At 60.6% G+C, this 19,008-nt stretch carries 20 protein-coding genes; 16 read left to right on the top strand and 4 right to left on the bottom strand.

The window, feature by feature from the left end:
• Positions 1-58 precede the first annotated feature (58 nt).
• Positions 59-403, top strand: coding sequence for an ArsR/SmtB family transcription factor (locus AAFP29_RS06320; RefSeq protein WP_419216503.1), 345 nt, complete (start codon positions 59-61; stop codon positions 401-403).
• Positions 404-441: 38 nt separating this feature from the next.
• Complete coding sequence (locus AAFP29_RS06315) at positions 442-930, top strand: SRPBCC family protein (protein WP_419216502.1); 489 nt, start codon at positions 442-444, stop codon at positions 928-930.
• Between the two features lie 7 nt (positions 931-937).
• Here AAFP29_RS06315 and AAFP29_RS06310 read toward each other — a convergent pair whose 3' ends face one another.
• Positions 938-1,576, bottom strand: a complete 639-nt coding sequence (locus AAFP29_RS06310) for a class I SAM-dependent methyltransferase (protein WP_419216501.1) — start codon at positions 1,574-1,576, stop codon at positions 938-940.
• Positions 1,577-1,578: 2 nt separating this feature from the next.
• Positions 1,579-2,115: a carboxymuconolactone decarboxylase family protein gene (locus AAFP29_RS06305; protein ID WP_419216500.1), complete on the bottom strand. Its 537-nt coding sequence runs from the start codon at positions 2,113-2,115 to the stop codon at positions 1,579-1,581.
• Between the two features lie 89 nt (positions 2,116-2,204).
• On the opposite strand from AAFP29_RS06305, the gene AAFP29_RS06300 reads away from it, so the two are divergent.
• Positions 2,205-2,822 carry a TetR/AcrR family transcriptional regulator gene (locus AAFP29_RS06300; RefSeq protein WP_419216499.1) on the top strand — a complete coding sequence of 206 codons (618 nt, stop codon included), beginning with the start codon at positions 2,205-2,207 and terminating at the stop codon, positions 2,820-2,822.
• An 11-nt stretch (positions 2,823-2,833) separates the two neighbouring features.
• Here AAFP29_RS06300 and ramB read toward each other — a convergent pair whose 3' ends face one another.
• Positions 2,834-4,243 (bottom strand): acetate metabolism transcriptional regulator RamB, encoded by a 1,410-nt coding sequence (gene ramB, locus AAFP29_RS06295; RefSeq protein ID WP_419216498.1) that lies wholly within the window; start codon positions 4,241-4,243, stop codon positions 2,834-2,836.
• A gap of 45 nt (positions 4,244-4,288) precedes the next feature.
• On the opposite strand from ramB, the gene AAFP29_RS06290 reads away from it, so the two are divergent.
• The 3 genes from AAFP29_RS06290 (at position 4,289) to AAFP29_RS06280 (ending at position 7,785) form a co-directional block, all read left to right on the top strand.
• A complete protein-coding gene (locus tag AAFP29_RS06290) occupies positions 4,289-5,083 on the top strand; it encodes a hypothetical protein (protein WP_419216497.1) in 795 nt (264 codons plus the stop codon).
• A gap of 363 nt (positions 5,084-5,446) precedes the next feature.
• Positions 5,447-6,739 (top strand): isocitrate lyase, encoded by a 1,293-nt coding sequence (aceA, locus tag AAFP29_RS06285; RefSeq protein ID WP_419216496.1) that lies wholly within the window; start codon positions 5,447-5,449, stop codon positions 6,737-6,739.
• Between the two features lie 161 nt (positions 6,740-6,900).
• Complete coding sequence (locus tag AAFP29_RS06280) at positions 6,901-7,785, top strand: 3-hydroxybutyryl-CoA dehydrogenase (protein WP_419216495.1); 885 nt, start codon at positions 6,901-6,903, stop codon at positions 7,783-7,785.
• A 46-nt stretch (positions 7,786-7,831) separates the two neighbouring features.
• On the opposite strand, the gene AAFP29_RS06275 is transcribed toward AAFP29_RS06280, so the two are convergent.
• Positions 7,832-8,176 (bottom strand): DUF4873 domain-containing protein, encoded by a 345-nt coding sequence (locus AAFP29_RS06275; RefSeq protein ID WP_419216494.1) that lies wholly within the window; start codon positions 8,174-8,176, stop codon positions 7,832-7,834.
• 170 nt (positions 8,177-8,346) lie between these two features.
• Here AAFP29_RS06275 and AAFP29_RS06270 point away from each other — a divergent pair, with 170 nt between their 5' ends.
• From AAFP29_RS06270 to AAFP29_RS06225, 10 genes are all read left to right on the top strand, one after another.
• Positions 8,347-9,678: a saccharopine dehydrogenase family protein gene (locus AAFP29_RS06270; RefSeq protein ID WP_419216493.1), complete on the top strand. Its 1,332-nt coding sequence runs from the start codon at positions 8,347-8,349 to the stop codon at positions 9,676-9,678.
• The gene (locus AAFP29_RS06265) at positions 9,671-10,666 is read left to right on the top strand and encodes a diiron oxygenase (RefSeq protein WP_419216492.1); all 996 of its coding nucleotides are present in this window, start codon (positions 9,671-9,673) and stop codon (positions 10,664-10,666) included. The genes AAFP29_RS06270 and AAFP29_RS06265 overlap by 8 nt, the downstream gene beginning before the upstream one ends.
• A gap of 89 nt (positions 10,667-10,755) precedes the next feature.
• Positions 10,756-11,760: an AurF N-oxygenase family protein gene (locus AAFP29_RS06260; RefSeq protein ID WP_419216491.1), complete on the top strand. Its 1,005-nt coding sequence runs from the start codon at positions 10,756-10,758 to the stop codon at positions 11,758-11,760.
• Positions 11,757-12,650 carry an alpha/beta fold hydrolase gene (locus AAFP29_RS06255; protein WP_419216490.1) on the top strand — a complete coding sequence of 298 codons (894 nt, stop codon included), beginning with the start codon at positions 11,757-11,759 and terminating at the stop codon, positions 12,648-12,650. The genes AAFP29_RS06260 and AAFP29_RS06255 overlap by 4 nt, the downstream gene beginning before the upstream one ends.
• Positions 12,651-12,788: 138 nt before the next feature.
• Positions 12,789-14,363, top strand: coding sequence for a flavin-containing monooxygenase (locus tag AAFP29_RS06250; RefSeq protein ID WP_419216488.1), 1,575 nt, complete (start codon positions 12,789-12,791; stop codon positions 14,361-14,363).
• 33 nt (positions 14,364-14,396) lie between these two features.
• A complete protein-coding gene (locus AAFP29_RS06245) occupies positions 14,397-15,245 on the top strand; it encodes an SDR family NAD(P)-dependent oxidoreductase (protein WP_419216487.1) in 849 nt (282 codons plus the stop codon).
• Positions 15,246-15,265: 20 nt separating this feature from the next.
• Complete coding sequence (locus tag AAFP29_RS06240) at positions 15,266-16,306, top strand: 2Fe-2S iron-sulfur cluster-binding protein (protein ID WP_419217220.1); 1,041 nt, start codon at positions 15,266-15,268, stop codon at positions 16,304-16,306.
• A 104-nt stretch (positions 16,307-16,410) separates the two neighbouring features.
• A complete protein-coding gene (locus AAFP29_RS06235) occupies positions 16,411-17,271 on the top strand; it encodes an alpha/beta fold hydrolase (protein ID WP_419216485.1) in 861 nt (286 codons plus the stop codon).
• Positions 17,272-17,324: 53 nt separating this feature from the next.
• Positions 17,325-18,131 carry an MlaE family ABC transporter permease gene (locus tag AAFP29_RS06230; RefSeq protein ID WP_419217219.1) on the top strand — a complete coding sequence of 269 codons (807 nt, stop codon included), beginning with the start codon at positions 17,325-17,327 and terminating at the stop codon, positions 18,129-18,131.
• 4 nt (positions 18,132-18,135) lie between these two features.
• Positions 18,136-19,005 carry an MlaE family ABC transporter permease gene (locus tag AAFP29_RS06225; RefSeq protein WP_419216484.1) on the top strand — a complete coding sequence of 290 codons (870 nt, stop codon included), beginning with the start codon at positions 18,136-18,138 and terminating at the stop codon, positions 19,003-19,005.
• Positions 19,006-19,008 lie beyond the last annotated feature (3 nt).

Raw genomic sequence — 19,008 nt, 5'->3', positions numbered from 1 at the left:
TCTTACTTTAAATTAGCACGTTTGACAACATACAACCGATTGGTTGTATGATCGTGTGGTGACCGAGGCTGACGAGGACAGAGCTGACGCGATGTTCCATGCTCTCGCCGATCGCACCAGGCGCGATATCTTGCGACGCGTGCTGGCGGGAGAGCATTCGGTCAGTGCACTGGCGGAGCCCTATGACATGAGCTTCGCCGCCGTGCAGAAACATGTCGCTGTCCTGGAGAAGGCTGGGCTGCTCACCAAGCGGCGCAGTGGCCGTGAGCAATTGGCCAGCGGCGACGTGGAAGCGGTTCGGTCAGTGGCATCGATGCTCGACGAAATCGAAGCCGTGTGGCGAGGTCGGATCGCGCGAATCGACGATCTACTTGCCGCCGATGTCCGAGAGTCAACCGATTGAATTCCGAAAGCTCAACTACCACAGAAGGATTGATCACCATGCCTGTTATCGACGTGAAAACCGACACCGACAACCTGACGCTGACCATCACGGCGGAGTTCGCCGCCTCGGTTGAGCGAGTCTGGGGAATCTACGCGGATCCGCGACAGTTGGAGAAGATCTGGGGCCCTCCAACCTATCCGGCAACCGTCGTCGACCACGAACTGCGGCCGGGTGGGCGGGTCACCTACTTCATGACCAGTCCAGAGGGTGACAAGTACCCGGGGTGGTGGCAGATCATCGCCGTCGACGAGCCAACCAGTCTCTCCTTCGACGATGGCTTCGCCGACGAGGACTTCAACCCGGTGCCAGATATGCCTGTGTCGCGCAACGACTATGCGTTCAGCGTCGTCGACGGAAAGACGCGTGCGGTGTACACGAGCACCTACGAGACCGCCGAAGGGCTGCAAAAGGTACTCGACATGGGCGTCGTCGAAGGCGCGAGCAGTGCGATCAACCAGATCGACGTTCTCCTCATCGACGCGTAACCCGGTTCTAGGGCTTACGCCCAATCACGTACTGCCCCAATCCGATTATCGTCTGCTCGACGTCGGTCACACCGGCGTCGTGCAGGCGTCCGGTGATCTCCCACGGCTCGAACATGCGGTATCCGCCTACCGCGGCCACCGTCGCGACGCCGGGCAGCCGTGTCACCTCGGTGTGCACCGAGGTGAAGATGACGACTTCGCCGCCCGGTCTGCACACCCGAACCAACTCGTCGATGACCGGCAGCGGATCGGGAATCAGATACAGGGCGGCAAGGCAGGTAACCGTGTCGAACGTGTTGTCGGCGAATGGAATTGCGTGGCCATCCGCCCGAAGGTAGGCCACGCGTTCGGCCGAGTTGGTGCGAACCGCCGTCGACAGCATCGCCGGTGAGAAGTCGATACCGACACACCGGCCGGCCCGGGTCAATCCGGCGCCCATTTCGGCCGTGTAATTGCCCGGACCACAGGCGACGTCGAGAACCTTCCGGTCACCCGGCCGGGCCAGGTATGTCCTCAACGCTCGGTCGAAATCCGCTGTTGCCCGGCCGCCCAGACTGAAGAGGCGAGTGAACGTCGGCCGCCAAAGGTCCTGATAGATAGTCGAAAACGCATTGCTTTGCATCACGCGCTGGGCGATGGAGGTCATCGTCAGCGCTTACTGTCACGTTCGATTCGTAAGGTGCCCAACGTGGTCGCAAGCGAATCGTATTGTCCGACAAGTAGAACAAAGGCGATCTGCTGCGGTTCGGTGAGATGGCGACGCAACGCGTCCCAGTTGGCATCGGAGATGTCACGCTTCGTGACCAACTCGTCGGCGGCGGTCAACAGGGACCGTTCGCGATCACCCCACCCGGCATCTGGCCCGGCGATGACATTTTCATAGACACTGCCCGTGATGCCCGCTCGGGCACCGAGGCGCTTGTGATGGTCCATTTCATAGTCGCATTGGCGCAGATGCGCGACGCGGATGATGATCATCTCGGTGTCTTTGCGGGATAGCTTGCCGAAGGGCATCATTCGCGCCGAGTAATACAGCCAGCCGCGAAACAAGCCCTTGGCCCGACCGAGTGTGGAAAATATGTGTGCGTCGTCGACTCCGGTTGCCAGCGATGCGCCGCGTGCGAAGATCCAGTTGAAGGGACCGAGTTCGCGCAGGCCGCCCGGGGTGATCCGTGGGGTGCTCATGGAGTCACGGTAGCCGATACCGGCGAAATACTGAATGGTCAGTTCAGGTGACCAATTTGGGTGATTTTGGCAGTCGATAAGCTAAGACAATGACCTCTGAAGGCCAGACGACTGGCAGTCGACGTCGGGCGGTCATCGACGCGACGTTGGGCATCATCGCCAGCGACGGAGTCGAGGCCGCGACGACGCGTCGTATCGCCGCGGCCGCCGGAGTCGGGCAGTCGGGCCTGTTCTACAGTTTCGGATCCCGCGACGGGCTGCTCGCGGCGGTCGTCGAGGCGGGCATCGAAGCCGAGATTAGCTCGTTCGAAGCGCTGGTCAGTGAATTGGAAGCATCGGCGCCCGGCCCCATGTCGATTGGCGATGTCGTGCGGACCGGGTTGCGAACCTATCTCGCGGCGCTGGCAGCGGACCCGGGAACTGAACGCGCACTGGTGTCGCTGGCCCTCTACGCGCAGCGCACCGATGGCATCGACCATCTGGCACGACGACTCTACGACGGCTATTACGAATTGGCCGCGCGGCTGCTTTCCATCGCGGCCGACATCGTCGGTGTGAGGTGGACCTTGCGATGCGAAGAACTGGCACCACTGGTCATCGTGGTGACCGACGGTCTCACCCTCGCCTACCTGGCCAATCCCGATCGCGACTTCGATGTGGTGATCGAGGGAGCCGCAGCGATGTTGCAGACCTACGTCGCCAACTGAGCAGTCGGAGGTCAGTACGGCGAGACGCTGCTCCGATGCTCGTTGATGTCGAGTTTGGCACCGAGGGCGGGGAATGCGCGCTGCGGACAGTTGGTGCGTTCGCAGACACGGCAACCGGCACCGATCAACGTCACCCGCGCCTGCGGGCCGATTTCCAGGCCATCGGAGTAAATGACGCGCGCGGCATGGCGCAGTTCGCACCCGAGTCCGATGGCGAAGGTTTTGCCCGCTTGGCCGAATCGGGTGGCGCGACGTTCGACGGTGCGTGCCACCCAGAAGTAGTTTCGGCCGTCAGGCATCTGCGCGATCTGGGTGAGGATCTTCCCCGGTGATCCGAATGTCTCGTAGACATTCCACAGCGGGCAGGTGCCACCACTGGACGAGAAGTGAAATCCGGTGGCGGACTGTCTCTTTGACATGTTTCCCGCGCGGTCAACCCGGACGAACGACCAGGGTATGCCGCGCAGATTGGGTCGCTGCAAGGTAGAGAGTCGGTGGCAGATCGTTTCATATGACACTGCGTAGAACGCGGAGAGTCGCTCGATGTCGTAGCGGAAATCCTCTGCGGCGCCGTGGAATTGGCTGTACGGCAGGATGGTGGCCGCGGCGAAATAGTTGGCCAGCCCCAGCAGAGCGAGCGACCGGGCGTCGTCGGAGGTGAAGTTTCCCTCGGCTACGAGATCATTCATCAGGTCGCCGAATTCGAGGTAAGCCAACTCGGCGGCGACCTTGAAGGTGCGCTGCCCGGCCGATAGTGCGGCCGAGATGTCGAGGCGACGCGCGTTCGGATCGAATTGGTGCAGAACATAATCGCCCAGATCGACTCGGCGGTTGAGGGATACCCCGTGCACACGTTGCAAGCGGTCGACGATGGCCTGACGAACATCGCCCGAATGCATCCGGATGCGGGTGGAGAGTTCCTCGGCCGCGACGTCGAGGTCGTGAATGTAGTTGCGGCGCTGATAAAAATAGTCACGCACCTCTTCGTGCGGCGCGCTGATACTGCCGCGCATACTTCGATCGCCACGTTCGTCGGTCGCGGCGGCCAACTGATCGGTGACCACCCGATAGCGACGGTGCAGATTGACCATCGCCTGCGCCATCGCGGGATTGGTGGCGACCATATCGGTGACCGCCTGCGGGTCGGTAGCGGCAGCCGCGGCTTCCACATCCTCGTCGAGCATCGCCTCGCGGAGTTCGGCGACCAGCCGCACATTGTCCTGCGAATCGAAGAAGCTGGCCTCGATCCCGAATATCTCGGTGATCCTCGACAACACCGTCGATGTCAGTGGCCGGGCATCGTGTTCGATCTGGTTCAGATATGACGGCGAGATGCCAAGGGTCTGCGCAAGCGAAACTTGCGACATACCGCGTTCGGACCGCAACTGTCGAAGTCGCGAGCCGACGTAGGTCTTACTCACCGCGCTACCACCGTTTCTCCGAAGCGCCCACGGTACGGTTGGGCCGTGAGCCAACCGTATCGCCTGCTGACGGCACTTGGGGGACTGCTGATCGGGACCGCGGTTTTAGTCGGCTGCGGCGGGGAAACCGAGATCGGACGTCCGGTGCCGGCGGATATGTTGCTTTCGCCGGCCGCTCTACCGACCGGATTCACCTCGGAGTCGTTGACCATCGACGATCTCACAGCGGCCAACGCGCAACAATTGACCCTGTCGGCCGACACGGCGATCAGTCCGCAACAGTGCCGCCTAGTCGCCGACGCCCAGTTCAACAAGGCGCTTACCCCGGCGAATTCGGCGGTACTCGGGGCTCGAAGCCTGTCGGCGGGGCTCACCGAATTGGTATCGACGGTCCCTCGCGATGTCGGCGCCGATATTCGCACCAGTACCCGCGATTGTGCGCGTACTACGACGTCGGTGACGGGTGGGTCGATGAAGGGCGCGGTCATCACCACCGACCATGTCCGGCTCGATCCGCCTGAACTGGCATCGTCGACTGCCGGATATGCCGGCCGCATCGGTTCGCTGCGTGTCATCGACATCTTCGTGGTGCGCAGCACCGTCAGCACGCGGTTGGGTGACGGCTCGGTCTCGACTTCGGTCAGTCTCGCCGGATATGCAACCGGCCGTTTCACCTTCGATGCACCCGATGTAGCTCCGGTCACGGTGCAGTTGACGTCGGTGGGCGAGGCGAGTGATTTCGCCAGACCTGCTGTCAGTTCGCGTGCGCCGATATCTGACGACGATTTCGTCGGCCTATTCGGTAAGGCCCTTTCGGCGGCTGGGGATGCGACGAGATAGCGCGGGCGGGTGTGAAATTGTTCACTGCGCGAGAGTCTGGCCGAGGCCACGCCAGCCCGTCTAGGGGGAGTGGTCGGCGTCCGTGGTTTCGGTTCCGGCCGCCAAAATCCCAGTACGCGCGTACTTTTTAGCGGCGTCGCTGAAAGATTCACACGACCAGTTTCGCAAACTTTGCAAAGTCGCGCGAAAAGCTAACCCCATTTTACAGTCGAAAGGGGTTGGACCTGGGTATTTGTTCTGTGGCATCCTCATTGCAGGCACCGCCTAGAGGCGCCGAAGGTTTTGCAAGATTCTCTCGCCTTGACGACAGCCTTGACGACAGCGACTCCAAACCGGTCGCAGTAGAAGAAAGCGAAGTAGCTAATGAGCAACGTCGGTAAGCCACGCACCGCCGCCGAAATCCAGCAGGATTGGGACACCAACCCGCGCTGGAAGGGCATCACCCGCGATTACACCGCACAGCAGGTCGCCGATCTCCAGGGTTCGGTCGTCGAGGAGAACACCCTCGCTCGCCGCGGCGCGGAAATCCTCTGGGAGGGTGTCACCAAGGGTGACGACTCCTACATCAACGCTCTCGGTGCGCTGACCGGCAACATGGCCGTTCAGCAGGTTCGCGCCGGCCTGAAGGCCATCTACCTCTCGGGTTGGCAGGTCGCCGGTGACGCCAACCTGTCCGGCCACACCTACCCCGACCAGTCGCTGTACCCGGCCAACTCGGTTCCGGCCGTGGTTCGCCGCATCAACAACGCACTGCTGCGCGCCGACGAGATCGCTGCCACCGAGGGTGACAAGTCCGTCGACAACTGGCTGGTCCCGATCGTTGCCGACGGTGAAGCCGGCTTCGGTGGCGCACTCAATGTTTACGAACTGCAGAAGGCCATGATCGCCGCAGGTGCCGCCGGTACCCACTGGGAAGATCAGCTCGCCTCGGAGAAGAAGTGCGGCCACCTCGGTGGCAAGGTGCTCATCCCCACCCAGCAGCATGTCCGCACCCTGACCTCGGCTCGCCTGGCCGCCGACGTCGCCGGTACCCCCACTGTTGTCATCGCGCGTACCGATGCCGAGGCCGCAACCCTGATCACCTCCGACGTCGACGAGCGCGACAAGCCGTTCGTCACCGGTGAGCGCACCAGCGAAGGCTTCTACAACGTGCAGAAGGGTATCGAGCCCTGCATCGCCCGTGCGAAGGCTTACGCTCCCTACGCTGACCTGATCTGGATGGAGACCGGCAAGCCCGATCTCGAGGTCGCCAAGAAGTTCGCCGAGGCCGTCAAGTCGGAATTCCCCGACCAGCTGCTGGCCTACAACTGCTCGCCTTCCTTCAACTGGAAGCAGCACCTGGACGACGACACCATCGCCAAGTTCCAGAACGAGCTCGGCGCGATGGGCTTCAAGTTCCAGTTCATCACCCTGGCCGGCTTCCACGCCCTCAACTACTCGATGTTCGACCTGGCTTACGGCTACGCCCGTAACCAGATGTCGGCCTACGTCGATCTGCAGGAGCGCGAGTTCGCTGCCGAGGAGCGCGGTTACACCGCGACCAAGCACCAGCGTGAGGTTGGCGCCGGTTACTTCGACCGGATCGCCACCACGGTTGACCCCAACACGTCGACCGCAGCGCTGAAGGGCTCAACCGAAGAGGGCCAGTTCCACTAGGAATGACTCCCTCTCGGCGTCTTTAGCGATTTAGTTGGGCGGCTCGTGACTTTCGTTGCGGGCCGCCCGACTTGTAGGTAATTGGTTTTGGGCGTTCCCCCACGGGGGTTACCCTTTCTCTCGGTTTCTCGCCAATTCTGTTGGTGTGTAAGGATTTTCGTATGGTTTCGAGTGCTACTCGAGTCGGTATCGTCGGGGCCGGACAGATGGGTGCGGGTATCGCCGAGGTATGCGCGCGTGCTTCGGTTGACGTGCTGGTCTTCGAGTCGAACGCCCAATTGCTCGACGCCGGCCGCGCCCGGATCCTCAAATCGCTCGACCGTGGCGTATCCAGCGGCAAACTGACTGGCCGCGAACGGGATCAAGCGGTCGACCGTGTGCGATTCACCTGCGAACTGGGGGAGTTCGCCGATCGTCAATTGGTGATCGAGGCAATCATCGAGGACGAGACGATCAAGACCGAGGTCTTCGGCCGGTTGGACTCGATCGTCACCGATCCCGACGCCGTGCTCGCGTCGAATACGTCGTCGATTCCGATCATGAAAATCGCGATGGCGACGACTAACCCGGGCCGCGTGATCGGTATGCACTTCTTCAACCCCGTCCCGGTGCTACCGCTGGTGGAACTGGTCACCACACTTGATACCGACGACGAAACATATTGTCGGGCAGAGTCTTTCGCTCAGGATGTGCTCGGCAAGCAGGTTGTGCGCTGCGTCGATCGCTCCGGGTTCGTGGTCAACGCGCTCCTTGTCCCGTATCTGTTATCCGCCATCCGGATGGTCGAAGGTGGTCTCGCAACGGTTGACGACATCGATCGCGCGATGGTCCTCGGCTGCGCCCATCCGATGGGACCACTCAAACTCAGTGACATGGTGGGCCTGGACACCGTGAAAGCTATCGCGGACAAGTTGTACGAGGAGTACAAGGAACCGCTGTTCGCGCCACCGCCGCTGTTGCTTCGGATGGTCGAGGCTGGCCGGACGGGTAAGAAGTCAGGCCGCGGGTTCTACGACTACGCGATCGGGGCGGGCGCCGCTTCTTGAGCCGCGCCCGCCCCGGCGGGGCGTAATCCCACTACGTCCGCGGCTTTTACATATCGGCAAGTTCGGTCACGACGTTAAACGGTGGGGTGCTCTTCCCGATGATCCGGTAGCGGCCCCAGAAATCGACATCGCCGACGAATGCCTCGCGTGAACCATATGGCGTGCGGATCGTTGCGGGCATCCGTTGCAGGTCCCCGACGATCTCGGTCAGTTCGTCGTTCGGTTTGGCTCGACCGATCCAGCGAAAGATGCCGTCGATCGGTTCACGATAGCCGCGCATTTCGATTTCAACTTTGATCTCGGTGCCTCGCACGATTATCGTCGCGAGCCCGATGTAATCGGACTCTTCGTGGGGGTCGTCGTGGAAACGGGGGGCCTCGTGAGTTGGCATCCTGACCCTGCTCTCTGGCTTGTAGTTGGCTGGCGGCTTGCGGAAGTCCCGGTAGCCATCCTGATTGATTCAGTTCCCTTCCCTGGAATCTAAGTATACGGTACCTTAAGTACCGCACACTTTAGTGGTCTAGATCACTTGATTGAGGACCGATTGGACAGGGATGTCAGATGGCAACAGCTTCACAAAGTTCGTCTGCGGGTGACAGCAGGAGGTTCGACCTGGTGCTATTCGGAGCGACGGGATTCGTCGGCGGGCTCACCGCCGACGAGCTTGCCGCAGTGGCGCCGGCGGGAATGAGGATCGCGCTTGCCGGGCGTAACCAGGTCAAACTCGACGTGGCTGCTCGGCGATGCGCTGCGAATGGCACCGCGGTTGAGACGTTGATCGTGGATGTCGAGCGACCGCACACCACCGCGGCAATGGCCGAGGCGGCGAAAGTCGTAGTCAGCACTGTCGGGCCCTATACGCACTATGGGCTCGAGGTTGTGCGCGCATGCGCGCAGGCGGGAACGGACTATGCCGACCTGACCGGGGAGCCGCTCTTCGTCCGGGAAAGCATTCTGACTTTCGGTTCGGATGCCAACCGGAGTGGAGCGCGGATCGTGCATAGCAGCGGATTCGACTCGGTGCCATCAGACCTGCTGGTCTGGCTGCTTCGCGATGCCGCGCGTGCAGACCATGAGGGCAGTCTAACCGAAACCACGATGGTGGTACGGCGTGTGCGAGGTGGTTTCAGTGGCGGGACCGCGGCGTCGGGACTCGCGCATGGGCGCGCGATGGCCGCGGATCCCGTCGCGCGTCGGCACGCGCAAGATCCGTATACGCACAGCGACCGCCGGAATGAGGAACCCGAACTCGGCCGCCAGCCCGATGGGCGGCTTGTCGCGCTGCGAACCATCGACGATGGTTTGCGGGGCTGGGCGGGTGGCTTCTTCATGGGTCCGCATAACACCCGAGTGGTCCGACGCAGTAACACCCTGACGGACTGGTCCTATGGGCGACGATTCAAATATTCCGAGGTAATGGCTGTTCCGGGAGGGCCGCTGTCACTTCTCCCCGCTTCGATAATGGCGGGCGGTCTTTCGATGATGCCTCTCGCCGGCCTGATCAAGTACGTCCCTGAACTGGTAACAGATGCAATCCTGCCGGCGTCGGGCAGTGGCCCGAATGCGAAGAGTAGGGCAAAGGGCCACTTCACCTTCGAGACCTACACGCGCACCACCACCGGCGCGCGCTATCGAGCAACATTCGCGATGACGGGTGATCCCGGATATGCCGCGACGGCGGTGATTCTCGCGCAGGTCGGCCTCGCGCTCGCCCTCGACGGAGAACGGCTCTCGACGTTCGGGGGTGTATTGACTCCCGCTGTGGCGCTGGGCGATGCGTTGATTCCCAGATTGAGGGCGATGGGAGTGCGATTGGACGTTGAGCGACTTTCCGGCAGTGAAACAGCGGCAGGCCCCGCTTACAACAAAGAAGAGGAGCAGGTCATTGGATAACAATGAGGATTTCAGCGGGGACATCCCGCTCACTGTCGACGGTGGACCGGTCGAATACCGGAGCCACATCGCAGAGCGTCGATACACGGCCCAGCGGTTGCTGCTGTCGTCGGCCAATGAGACCTATGACGGCGATCTCGATGTCGACTGGTCGGCACCGGCCGACGTCGATCTCGACTGGTTACCGCCGCGGCTAGCGTCACTTTATGGCACCACCGCGTGGGAACGGATGAGTGCGATTCAGCGGCGGGAGCTGGGGCGACACGAGCTGGTCAATTTTCTCAACTTCGGCATTCTCGCCGAGGGAGCGCTGACGATGCTGATGTTCCGCAATGTCGCCGAGAACCCGAATCTGATGGACGACTACACGCGTTACTCACTCAAAGCGATTCAGGAGGAGACGCGTAATAGTGCGATGTTTTCCCGACTGGTGAACAAGGCGGACCTCCCAAACAATCGGGGTGGCGCAGGGGCGTGGGCGCTATCGAAGACGATTCTATTCATGCCGTCCGGGTTCATAACCGCCGGAATGATCTTGCTGGTTCAGGAGGCTATCCACAGCTTCGCTGTCGCGCTGGCGTCGGATCCTTCGCTGCAGCCTCACGTTCGGCAGACGATGCGTATCCACGAGATATCTGACGAGCGCCACATCGAGTTTTCTCGAATGGAGTTTCGCGCCGCGCTCGCCGACTCGAGCGCGCTTTCCGTTCTGATTGGCCGTCACGTACTGGCAGTCCTCGCGGCGCGGCTTTATCCGATTTTGCTCAACGGTGGGGTCTATAGATCGGTGGGCATCTCGCCGCGCGACGGTCTGCGAATGGCGCGAAAAGATGATCAGTTCCGAATGAGGGCGCGTGCGATGACCGACTCGTTTGTTCGGTTCGGCATCGAGCAAGGAATATTCGGCTCGGTTACCGAGCGCGCGATTCTTCGGTTGGGCCGGATCTTGCCGCACCCCGCATCGATGCCGCGCACAGTCGTCGACTGACGTAAACACCACGTCGAACCTATTGACACCCAGAGTGAGCCAGGACACAATGGTATCTCAAGTATGTGATACCGCGAGTAGGAGGAATCATGACAGTTGAGGCGACACCCGAGGTCGTGAACATGGCCGGTGCATCGGCGACCAAAGGGCGGATGGTTGGCGATCGGCAGAAGACGGCACAGCGTTTGCTGCGTTCTACCGCTGAACGCGCTTACAACCCCGAATTGGACATCGATTGGGACCAGCCCCTCGCAGATGACAAGCGCTGGCTGCCGCCGCATCGCCAAACCATGTACGGCACCAAGACGTGGGACGCGATGAGTGAGGACGAGCGCGACGAATTAGGTCGCCACGAAGCTGTTGCGATCCTCAGCTTTGGCCTCTACGCGGAGGTCGGCCTGTCGATGATGTTGATGCGGGCGGTGCTGGAGAATCCCGACTTGGTCGATGATCACTGCCGCTATGCGCTGGCAGAGGTCGGCGAAGAGACTCGACACTCGACGATGTTCAGTCGGTTGGTCAACAAGACGGGCCTGGAACCGTATACCTATCCGAAGTCGTTGCTGAAACTTGTGCGGCTGGTTGGTCTCGTGCCACTGGGGCCGGCGTCATATGCGGGAACACTCCTGATCGAGGAGGTACTCGATCGACTGCAGCGCGAAGCCAGTGCCGATGAGTCGATTCAGCCGCATTTCCGCCAGCTGATGAAGATCCACGTGCTCGAAGAGGCCCGTCATATTACCTACGCCCGCGAAGAAATGGTGCGGTCAATGGAAGCGCACGGCAAGGTGTACAACGCGATACACCGTGGCGCATTCGCGGTGATGGTATTCGGCGTCCTTCCGGCGCTAGTGACGCCGAAGGTATATCGATCCACTGGGATCGGAATGATGCGCGGTCTCATCGAAAGTCAACTGAGCCCGGAATATCGTAAGCGTGCTGTCTTTGCCGGAGAGCCATTGCTGCGCTTTTGCTACGAAGCCGGATTCATCAAGGGTCGGGTAAGTACCCGCATTCTGATCATGTCGCGTTCGCTGCCCAGCGACGTCGTCGATGAAATCAAGCGTTCCCGCAAGCGATCGGTCGCTGCGTGAGTCGGCAGATAGTCCGAACCGATGACTCGGCGGAGCTGAGCGTTGAGGTCTTCGGCTCATCGTTCGCTCCGACCACGGTCGTATTCACACACGGCTGGACCCTGGCTGGCCGACTGTGGGATGACGTCGTCGCAGGTCTGCACCGAGATCTGGGTGATGACATCCGGACGGTGACCTACGACGCGCGCGGACATGGACTGTCGACCAGTGGCCCGGCAGGCAGCGCGACGCTGCCGCGACTCGCGGCCGACCTCAAGAGTGTGATCGAGGTATGTGCGCCGAGCGGCGACCTGGTGCTGGTCGGGCACTCACTAGGAGGTATGACCCTGATGGCGTTGGCCGAAAACTGGCCTCGGCTACTTGCCGAGCGAGTCGTTGGCGCGGTCTTCGCGTGCACGTCGTCGGGGAAGATCTGGGCACCGGTCAAATATGTGCCGGGATTCATCGCGGCGTCCCCGTGGGTTCTGCGCTTGAACCGACCGAAAATGATGAGATCCACTTCGCTCACCCGGCTGGGGATGCGCTTTGGCCTGTATGGCGGGAAGGCGTCACGATCTCATTTGGAAGACACGATCGAACAGATGCGCCTGGCCGATCCGGGAGTCGTCGCCGACCTCGGCAAAGCGCTGCTGCTGCATGAGCGGGACCACGTTTTGCCGTACTTCGACTCGATCCCGACCGTCGTGCTCACGGGTGCGAACGACCATCTCACGCCGGCTCGCCATGGCCGGCGGATCGCTGAGAGTATCGACGGCGCACTACTCATCGATGAACCGGGCGCCGGACATATGGTTCCGCATGAGAGGTCGTCGGTCGTAGTCCGAGAAGTGGGTGTATTAGTCAGATCCGGCAACGCTGCTGCCCGAACGTTGCGAGCTATACCCGCCTAACCGCGGCGGTGTTCTATTCGGCTTTCGCCGACATCGGCGCGCTTGTCGCCACTCCTCAAAATTCTCAACCGCGACACGACTCTCGTGCCGCGCTGCGGGGCTGCCTCGCTCACCATCAGTCAGGAGCACAACGAGATAATGGCAACTAAGTCAGCGGCCAAAACGGCCAATCGGAAGACCGGGCCCAAAGTTCCCGGAGATCCCATCCATACCGGTGTGCTGATCATTGGGTCAGGCTTCTCGGGCCTCGGAATGGGGATTGAGCTGACGAAGCAGGGTCGCAGCGACTTCATCATTTTGGAGAAGGGCGACGAAGTCGGCGGAACCTGGCGGGATAACACCTATCCGGGCGCGGCGTGTGACGTGCCAACTCACCTGTATTCGTACTCATTCGAGCCGAGATCCAATTGGCAGCGGTTGTGGTCCTATCAGCCGGAGATTTTCGACTATCTGCGTGAGGTAGCTGAGAAATACGATATATACAAGTATCTGTCATTCGGAAAGGTCGCCGAGCGCGGGCGGTGGGATGACGACGAGATGCGTTGGCATATATGGACTGCCGATGGGCAGGAATATGTCACCCAATTCATCGTCTCAGCGATTGGCGCGCTGCATATCCCCAGCATCCCCAATCTGCCCGGAATTGACGAGTTCGCCGGACGCGCATTTCATTCTGCGCAATGGGATCACTCGGCCGATCTCAACGGCAAAAAGGTTGCCGTCATCGGCACCGGTGCCAGCGCGATTCAGTTCGTCCCGCAGATCGTCGACGACGTCACCGAACTCCAACTTTATCAGCGCACTCCGGCGTGGGTGCTGCCGCGAGAGAACCTCGAAATCCCGAGAATAGTGCGCAAGGCCCTCGAGCGGGTGCCGGGTCTACGCCGCGGCTTCCGATCGGGGCTCTACTGGGGGGCTGAGGCAGGTGCATACGCGCTTAACAATCGACCGGCCCTGCTCAAAGTGGTCGAGATCGTGGGGAAGCGACATATCCGTAAGCAGATCGATGACCCCGAAACACGTCGAAAACTCACCCCAAATTATCGCCCGGGCTGCAAAAGGTTGCTCGGCTCGAATACGTACTACTCGGCACTCAACCAGGATAAGTCGGCGGTAATCACCGAAGGAATTGAACGGGTAACCAAGACCGGAATCGTCACCGCCGATGGAGTCGAGCGAGAAGCTGACGTTATCATCTATGGCACCGGATTCCACGTCACTGACTCGTTTGAATCACTCGATATCACCGGCCGGCATGGCGCGGATCTTGTGACGCGTTTCCGCAACGAAGGGCCGCAGGCACTCCATGGAATCTCCGTCGATGGAATGCCCAATGCGTTCTTCCTGTTGGGTCCCAATACCGGCCTCGGGCATACGTCGATCATCTTCATGATCGAGTCACAGATCCGCTATGTGAGCGAAGCCATTCGGATGGTCGGCCGACGTGGAGTGGACGCCATCGTGCCACGGTCGGAGATCCAAACGGCATACAACGAACAGCTTCAGCAGAAGTTGTCGAAATCAGTGTGGAATACCGGCGGTTGCCAAAGCTGGTATCTCGACGCGCACGGCAATAACCGGACGCTGTGGCCAGGCTATACCTGGAAGTACTGGCTGGAGACGCGCCACGTCGCCACCGAAGAGTACGAGTTCCTCAACAAGATCTCCGCCACGAAACCAGTCGATCAGTTGGCCGCGCGTTCCGCGGTTTGATCGCTACTACCATCATTCAGAGAGGCAAGACCCATGAAGAATTTTCGCAATAAGGTCGCTGTGATTACCGGCGCGGGGTCGGGTATTGGGCGGGGCCTAGCGCTCCGACTGGCCGACGAAGGCGCGGCGCTAGCGCTTTCAGATATCGACACGGCCGGCGTAGCAGATACCGCGGCGATGTGTGAAAAGGTCGGTGTAAAAGCCATTCCGTACACCCTCGATGTGGCCGACAAGGATGCCTTCTACCAGCACGCCGACGATGTTATTGGCGAGTTCGGACGCGCCAATCTCTTGTTCAATAATGCCGGTGTCGCCTTGGGGGCTGAGGTGAAAGACATGACCTGGGAGGATTTTGAATGGGTTATGAATATTGACTTCTGGGGTGTCACATATGGGACCAAGGCGTTCCTGCCGCATTTGATCGAATCGGGCGATGCTCACATCGCCAATGTCTCCTCGGTTTTCGGACTAATGGGTATCCCGACGCAGAGCGCATATAACGCTGCCAAATTCGCGGTACGTGGTTTCACCGAGTCGCTCCGGCAAGAAATGAAGATTGGCAAGTACCCGGTGGGTGTTACTTGCGTACATCCTGGGGGTATCAAGACCAACATCATCGCGAATGCGCGTGGTGTGGGGGCAGATGACAAGGCGGAGTTCATGAATCGTGGATTCCAGCTCGTCGCTTTCACTCGTCCAGATTCAGCGGCACGCGCGATCATCCGAGGGGTTCGCGCGAACCGCCCCCGAGTATTGATCGGTCCTGACGCCCGAGTATTCGACGCAATTCCGCGCGTCATTGGTCCTCGTTATCAGGACATCGGCGCTCCGTTCGCACGGCTTGGATTCAAGGTTGGAGAGAAGCTAGGCATCGAACTGTGAGTACTGTCGATATCGCGCAAGTGGCGACTAATACACACGTTCAGACCCTGCAAGTCCTCGAGGTCGTCGCCGAGACCGCTGACGCGGTTTCGGTGATCTTGGGTGTACCCGACAGTCTGGTACGGAAGTTTCGCTACTTGCCTGGACAATTTCTGACCGTGCGAGTACCAAATGGTGAGGATAGCTCGGTTGCCAGGTGCTACTCGTTGTCGAGCTCGCCACACCTAGACGATAATCTGATCATCACGGTTAAACGCGTGCCAGGTGGCTATGCGTCGAATTGGCTCTGCGACAATCTGCGGGCCGGCGATCTGCTGACCGTGCTGTCGCCGTCGGGAAAGTTCGTTCCGCGGTCGCTGCACCAAGATCTACTTCTGGTCGGCGCGGGGAGTGGGGCGACGCCACTACTGTCCATCGCGAAATCCGCGCTGATCGGCGGAACGGCCACGGTGTACTTCTACTATGCGAATAAGACTCACGACGACGTGATCTTCGGATCTGAACTTGAGGAAATTCTGCTCGAGTTTCCCGATCGGTTCACGGTGTTTCACCGACTCGATGATCACGAAGGAATGCCGACAGTCGAAGGCATGGCACACGCGTTCCGGCCGTTCGGAAAATTCGATGTATATCTGTGCGGGCCGGCCAAATTCATGTCTGCCGCCCAAGCTGCGATGCGTGCGGCGCAGGTCCCTCTCGAGCATGTACATACCGAGGTCTTCCAATCCTTGGCCGGTGATCCATTCGCCGACATCGTGATTCCGCCATTCGAAGAAGGAGCGGATTCGGCCGAGGTAACGGTCGAGCTGGCGGGCCAGACCCACACCCTCGCGTGGCCTCGTGAAGTCGCTCTGCTCGACGTACTGCTGAGCAAGGGCATCGACGCACCCTATTCGTGTCGAGAAGGTGCGTGTAGTGCGTGCGCATGCACCCTGCGTTCAGGAGAAGTCCAGATGCGCAAGAACGACACACTCGTCGAAGCGGATCTTGCGGCGGGGCTGACGCTGGCATGCCAGGCGGTGCCGATCAGCGATCAAATCGAGATCGAGTTCGACCAGTAGTCTCATCAAACTATTTATGACAATGACACATCAGTCGGGACGTATGACGGCTATGTTCCTGTGTGATGAGCAACTAATTTCCATCGCAGAACTCGAGGTCACAAATGGCAATCCAACGGCGGTACAACTTGCGCACGAACGATGGCGCGGAACTATTCGTTTCCGACGCGGGAGCGGCCGATCCGGTCGCGACGATTGTGCTGCTGCACGGTCTGTCGCTGACATCAGAGGTCTGGGACCAGGTCTCGGACAAGCTGACCGCCAGCTCAACGCGGCTGCGGGTGATCAGTTATGACTCCCGCGGTCACGGTGGTTCAAGCGGTGGTGAACCATCTCTCGAGACCCTCGCGGACGATCTCGCGTTCGTCGTCGGGCGCCTGGTGCCGACCGGGCCGTTGGTGCTGGCTGGCCACTCACTTGGCGGAATGACGATGCTCGCGCTTGCGCAGCGGCACCCGGACTTGGTGGCTCGACGAGTCACCGGGGCGGTATTCGTCGCAACGACACCCGGCCTTGGGAAAACACTCGAACGCATTCCCGGCGCTCGCGGAGCGACCCGATTCGTCCAGATGGCAGTGCGCCATGCGGCTGTGCCGCAGCGCCCGGCCCCCTTGGTCCGACAGTTCGCCCGCGGCGCGTTCGGTGCTCACCCGTCACGCCGGCAATTGGCCTCAACTATCGCGCAGTCGAGTCAGGCGCATATGCCCGCAATCGCATCGTTGATCGGCTCGATCGCCGACCATGACCGCATCAAGGTAGCGGCGACCTATCGGCACGCCAAGGTAGTCGTTCTGGCAGGTGGAAGAGATAGGTTTTTCGCACCTTCGCATTCACGAACTCTCGCCGCGGGAGTCGCTGGCCGGTTGGTCGAATACCCGTCCAGCGGGCACATGCTTCCGACCGAACAGGCCGACAACGTCGCGCTGCAAATCGCTGCCGTAGCCCTGGAAGCGGTCGCGGTGTGACTGCGGTCAGCGATCGTTCGGCCACGAAGCCGGGGCAGCAATTGCCGAATGTGATCATTCGGGTCGTCAAGTATCAGCTCGATGCCACCAAATCGGCTATCGCCACTACTGGCCGCGCACTCAAGCTTTTTGTCGAGGCATTGGTCTATACCGTGGGTGACACACTGGCTCTAAGGTTCCCGTGGGCCGAGACCGCAGCACAGGCATGGTTCATCATCCGGGTCACCGCGGTACCTGCGGTGCTCGTCTCCATTCCGTTCGGTGTCATCGTTTCGGTGCAGGTCAGCAGTCTGAGCCAACAAGTCGGTGCGACGTCGATGGCCGGTGCCGCCGGCGGACTGGGCGTGATTCGGCAGGGCTCGCCGATGGTTTCGGCACTGCTGCTCGGTGGTGCCGCCGGCTCGGCGATCGCCGCAGATCTCGGCGCGCGAACGATCCGCGAAGAATTTGATGCCATGCGCACGATGGGCATTGACCCCGCGCGGCGGATCGTCGCACCCCGGATGATCGCGATGATGTTGTTGTCGCCGATGCTGTGCGTCCTGATTATCTTCATGGGAGTCGGGGTCGGGTACGCGATCACCATCATGTTCCAGAATGGGGTACCAGGCAGTTACCTGGCGTCCTTCGCCGCGTTCGCGACGGTATCCGACCTAGTTGTCGCGCTTGCCAAGGCTCTGATTTTCGGCGTGGTCATTGTAATCGTCGCATGTCAGCGTGGTCTTGAAGCCAGCAGCGGGCCGCGCGGGGTCGCATCGGCGGTCAACGCGGCGGTCGTGATCGGTGTGATTTCGGCATTCGTCCTGAACGTCATCATCACACAACTCGTTTCGATGTTCTTACCTGCCAGGATCGGGTGATCACATGGTGACGCTCTCCCAAACTACGTTTGGTCAGTCGCGCGCGGGACGTGCCATTCGCCTCGGTACGCGCGCGGTTACCTCGCCCGCCGACGAGTTGGGGCGCCAAGTCACCTTCTACTGGCTAATGCTGCGGTCGGTGCCGCATACCCTTCGCTATTACCGGCGCGAAACGATGGTGGTACTCACCGATATCACCTTCGGCAACGGCAAGGTCGTGGTCGGCGGTGGCACTGTATCGGTACTCGTATTGATGGGTCTGGCCGTGGGCGGCTCGATCGGCATCGAGGGGTATAGCGCGCTGAATATGGTGGGAATGGGGCCGTTAACCGGATTTGTCTCGGCTTATGCGAATACGCGTGAGATGGCCCCCATGATCGCTGCGATCGGATTCGCGATTCAAGCTGGCTGTCGGATAACGGCGGAGATCGGCGCGATGCGAATCAATGAGGAGATCGACGCGCTCGAAGCAATGGCAGTAGAGCCTATTCCATTTGTGGTGACTACCCGGGTCATCGCGGCACTCATCACCACTGTGCCGTTGTACCTGCTCACACTGATTTTGAGCTATATTTCGTGTGCCCTGGTGGTCAACGTGATCCACGGTCAATCCAGTGGCACTTACTACCACTATTTCGAGGCATTCATTCAGCCAAGCGATGTGGTCTTCTCGATTATTAAAGTCGGCGTCTTCGTGGTGCTGGTTACTCTGATCCACAGCTATCAGGGCTTCTACGCGGCAGGTGGCCCGGAAGGCGTGGGGCGGGCCTCGGGTCAAGCCATTCGCGCGAGCCTCATTGTCGTGGTGATCGCGGACATGATGCTGACGCTCACCTTCTGGGGTCTTGACGTCGGCATCAGGATTTCGGGGTAGTAC

Source organism: Gordonia sp. CPCC 205333 (genome assembly GCF_048537885.1).
Lineage (GTDB): Bacteria > Actinomycetota > Actinomycetes > Mycobacteriales > Mycobacteriaceae > Gordonia.
Note: the sequence above shows the minus strand (reverse complement) of the source record. Positions and strands in the feature narration are given on the sequence as shown.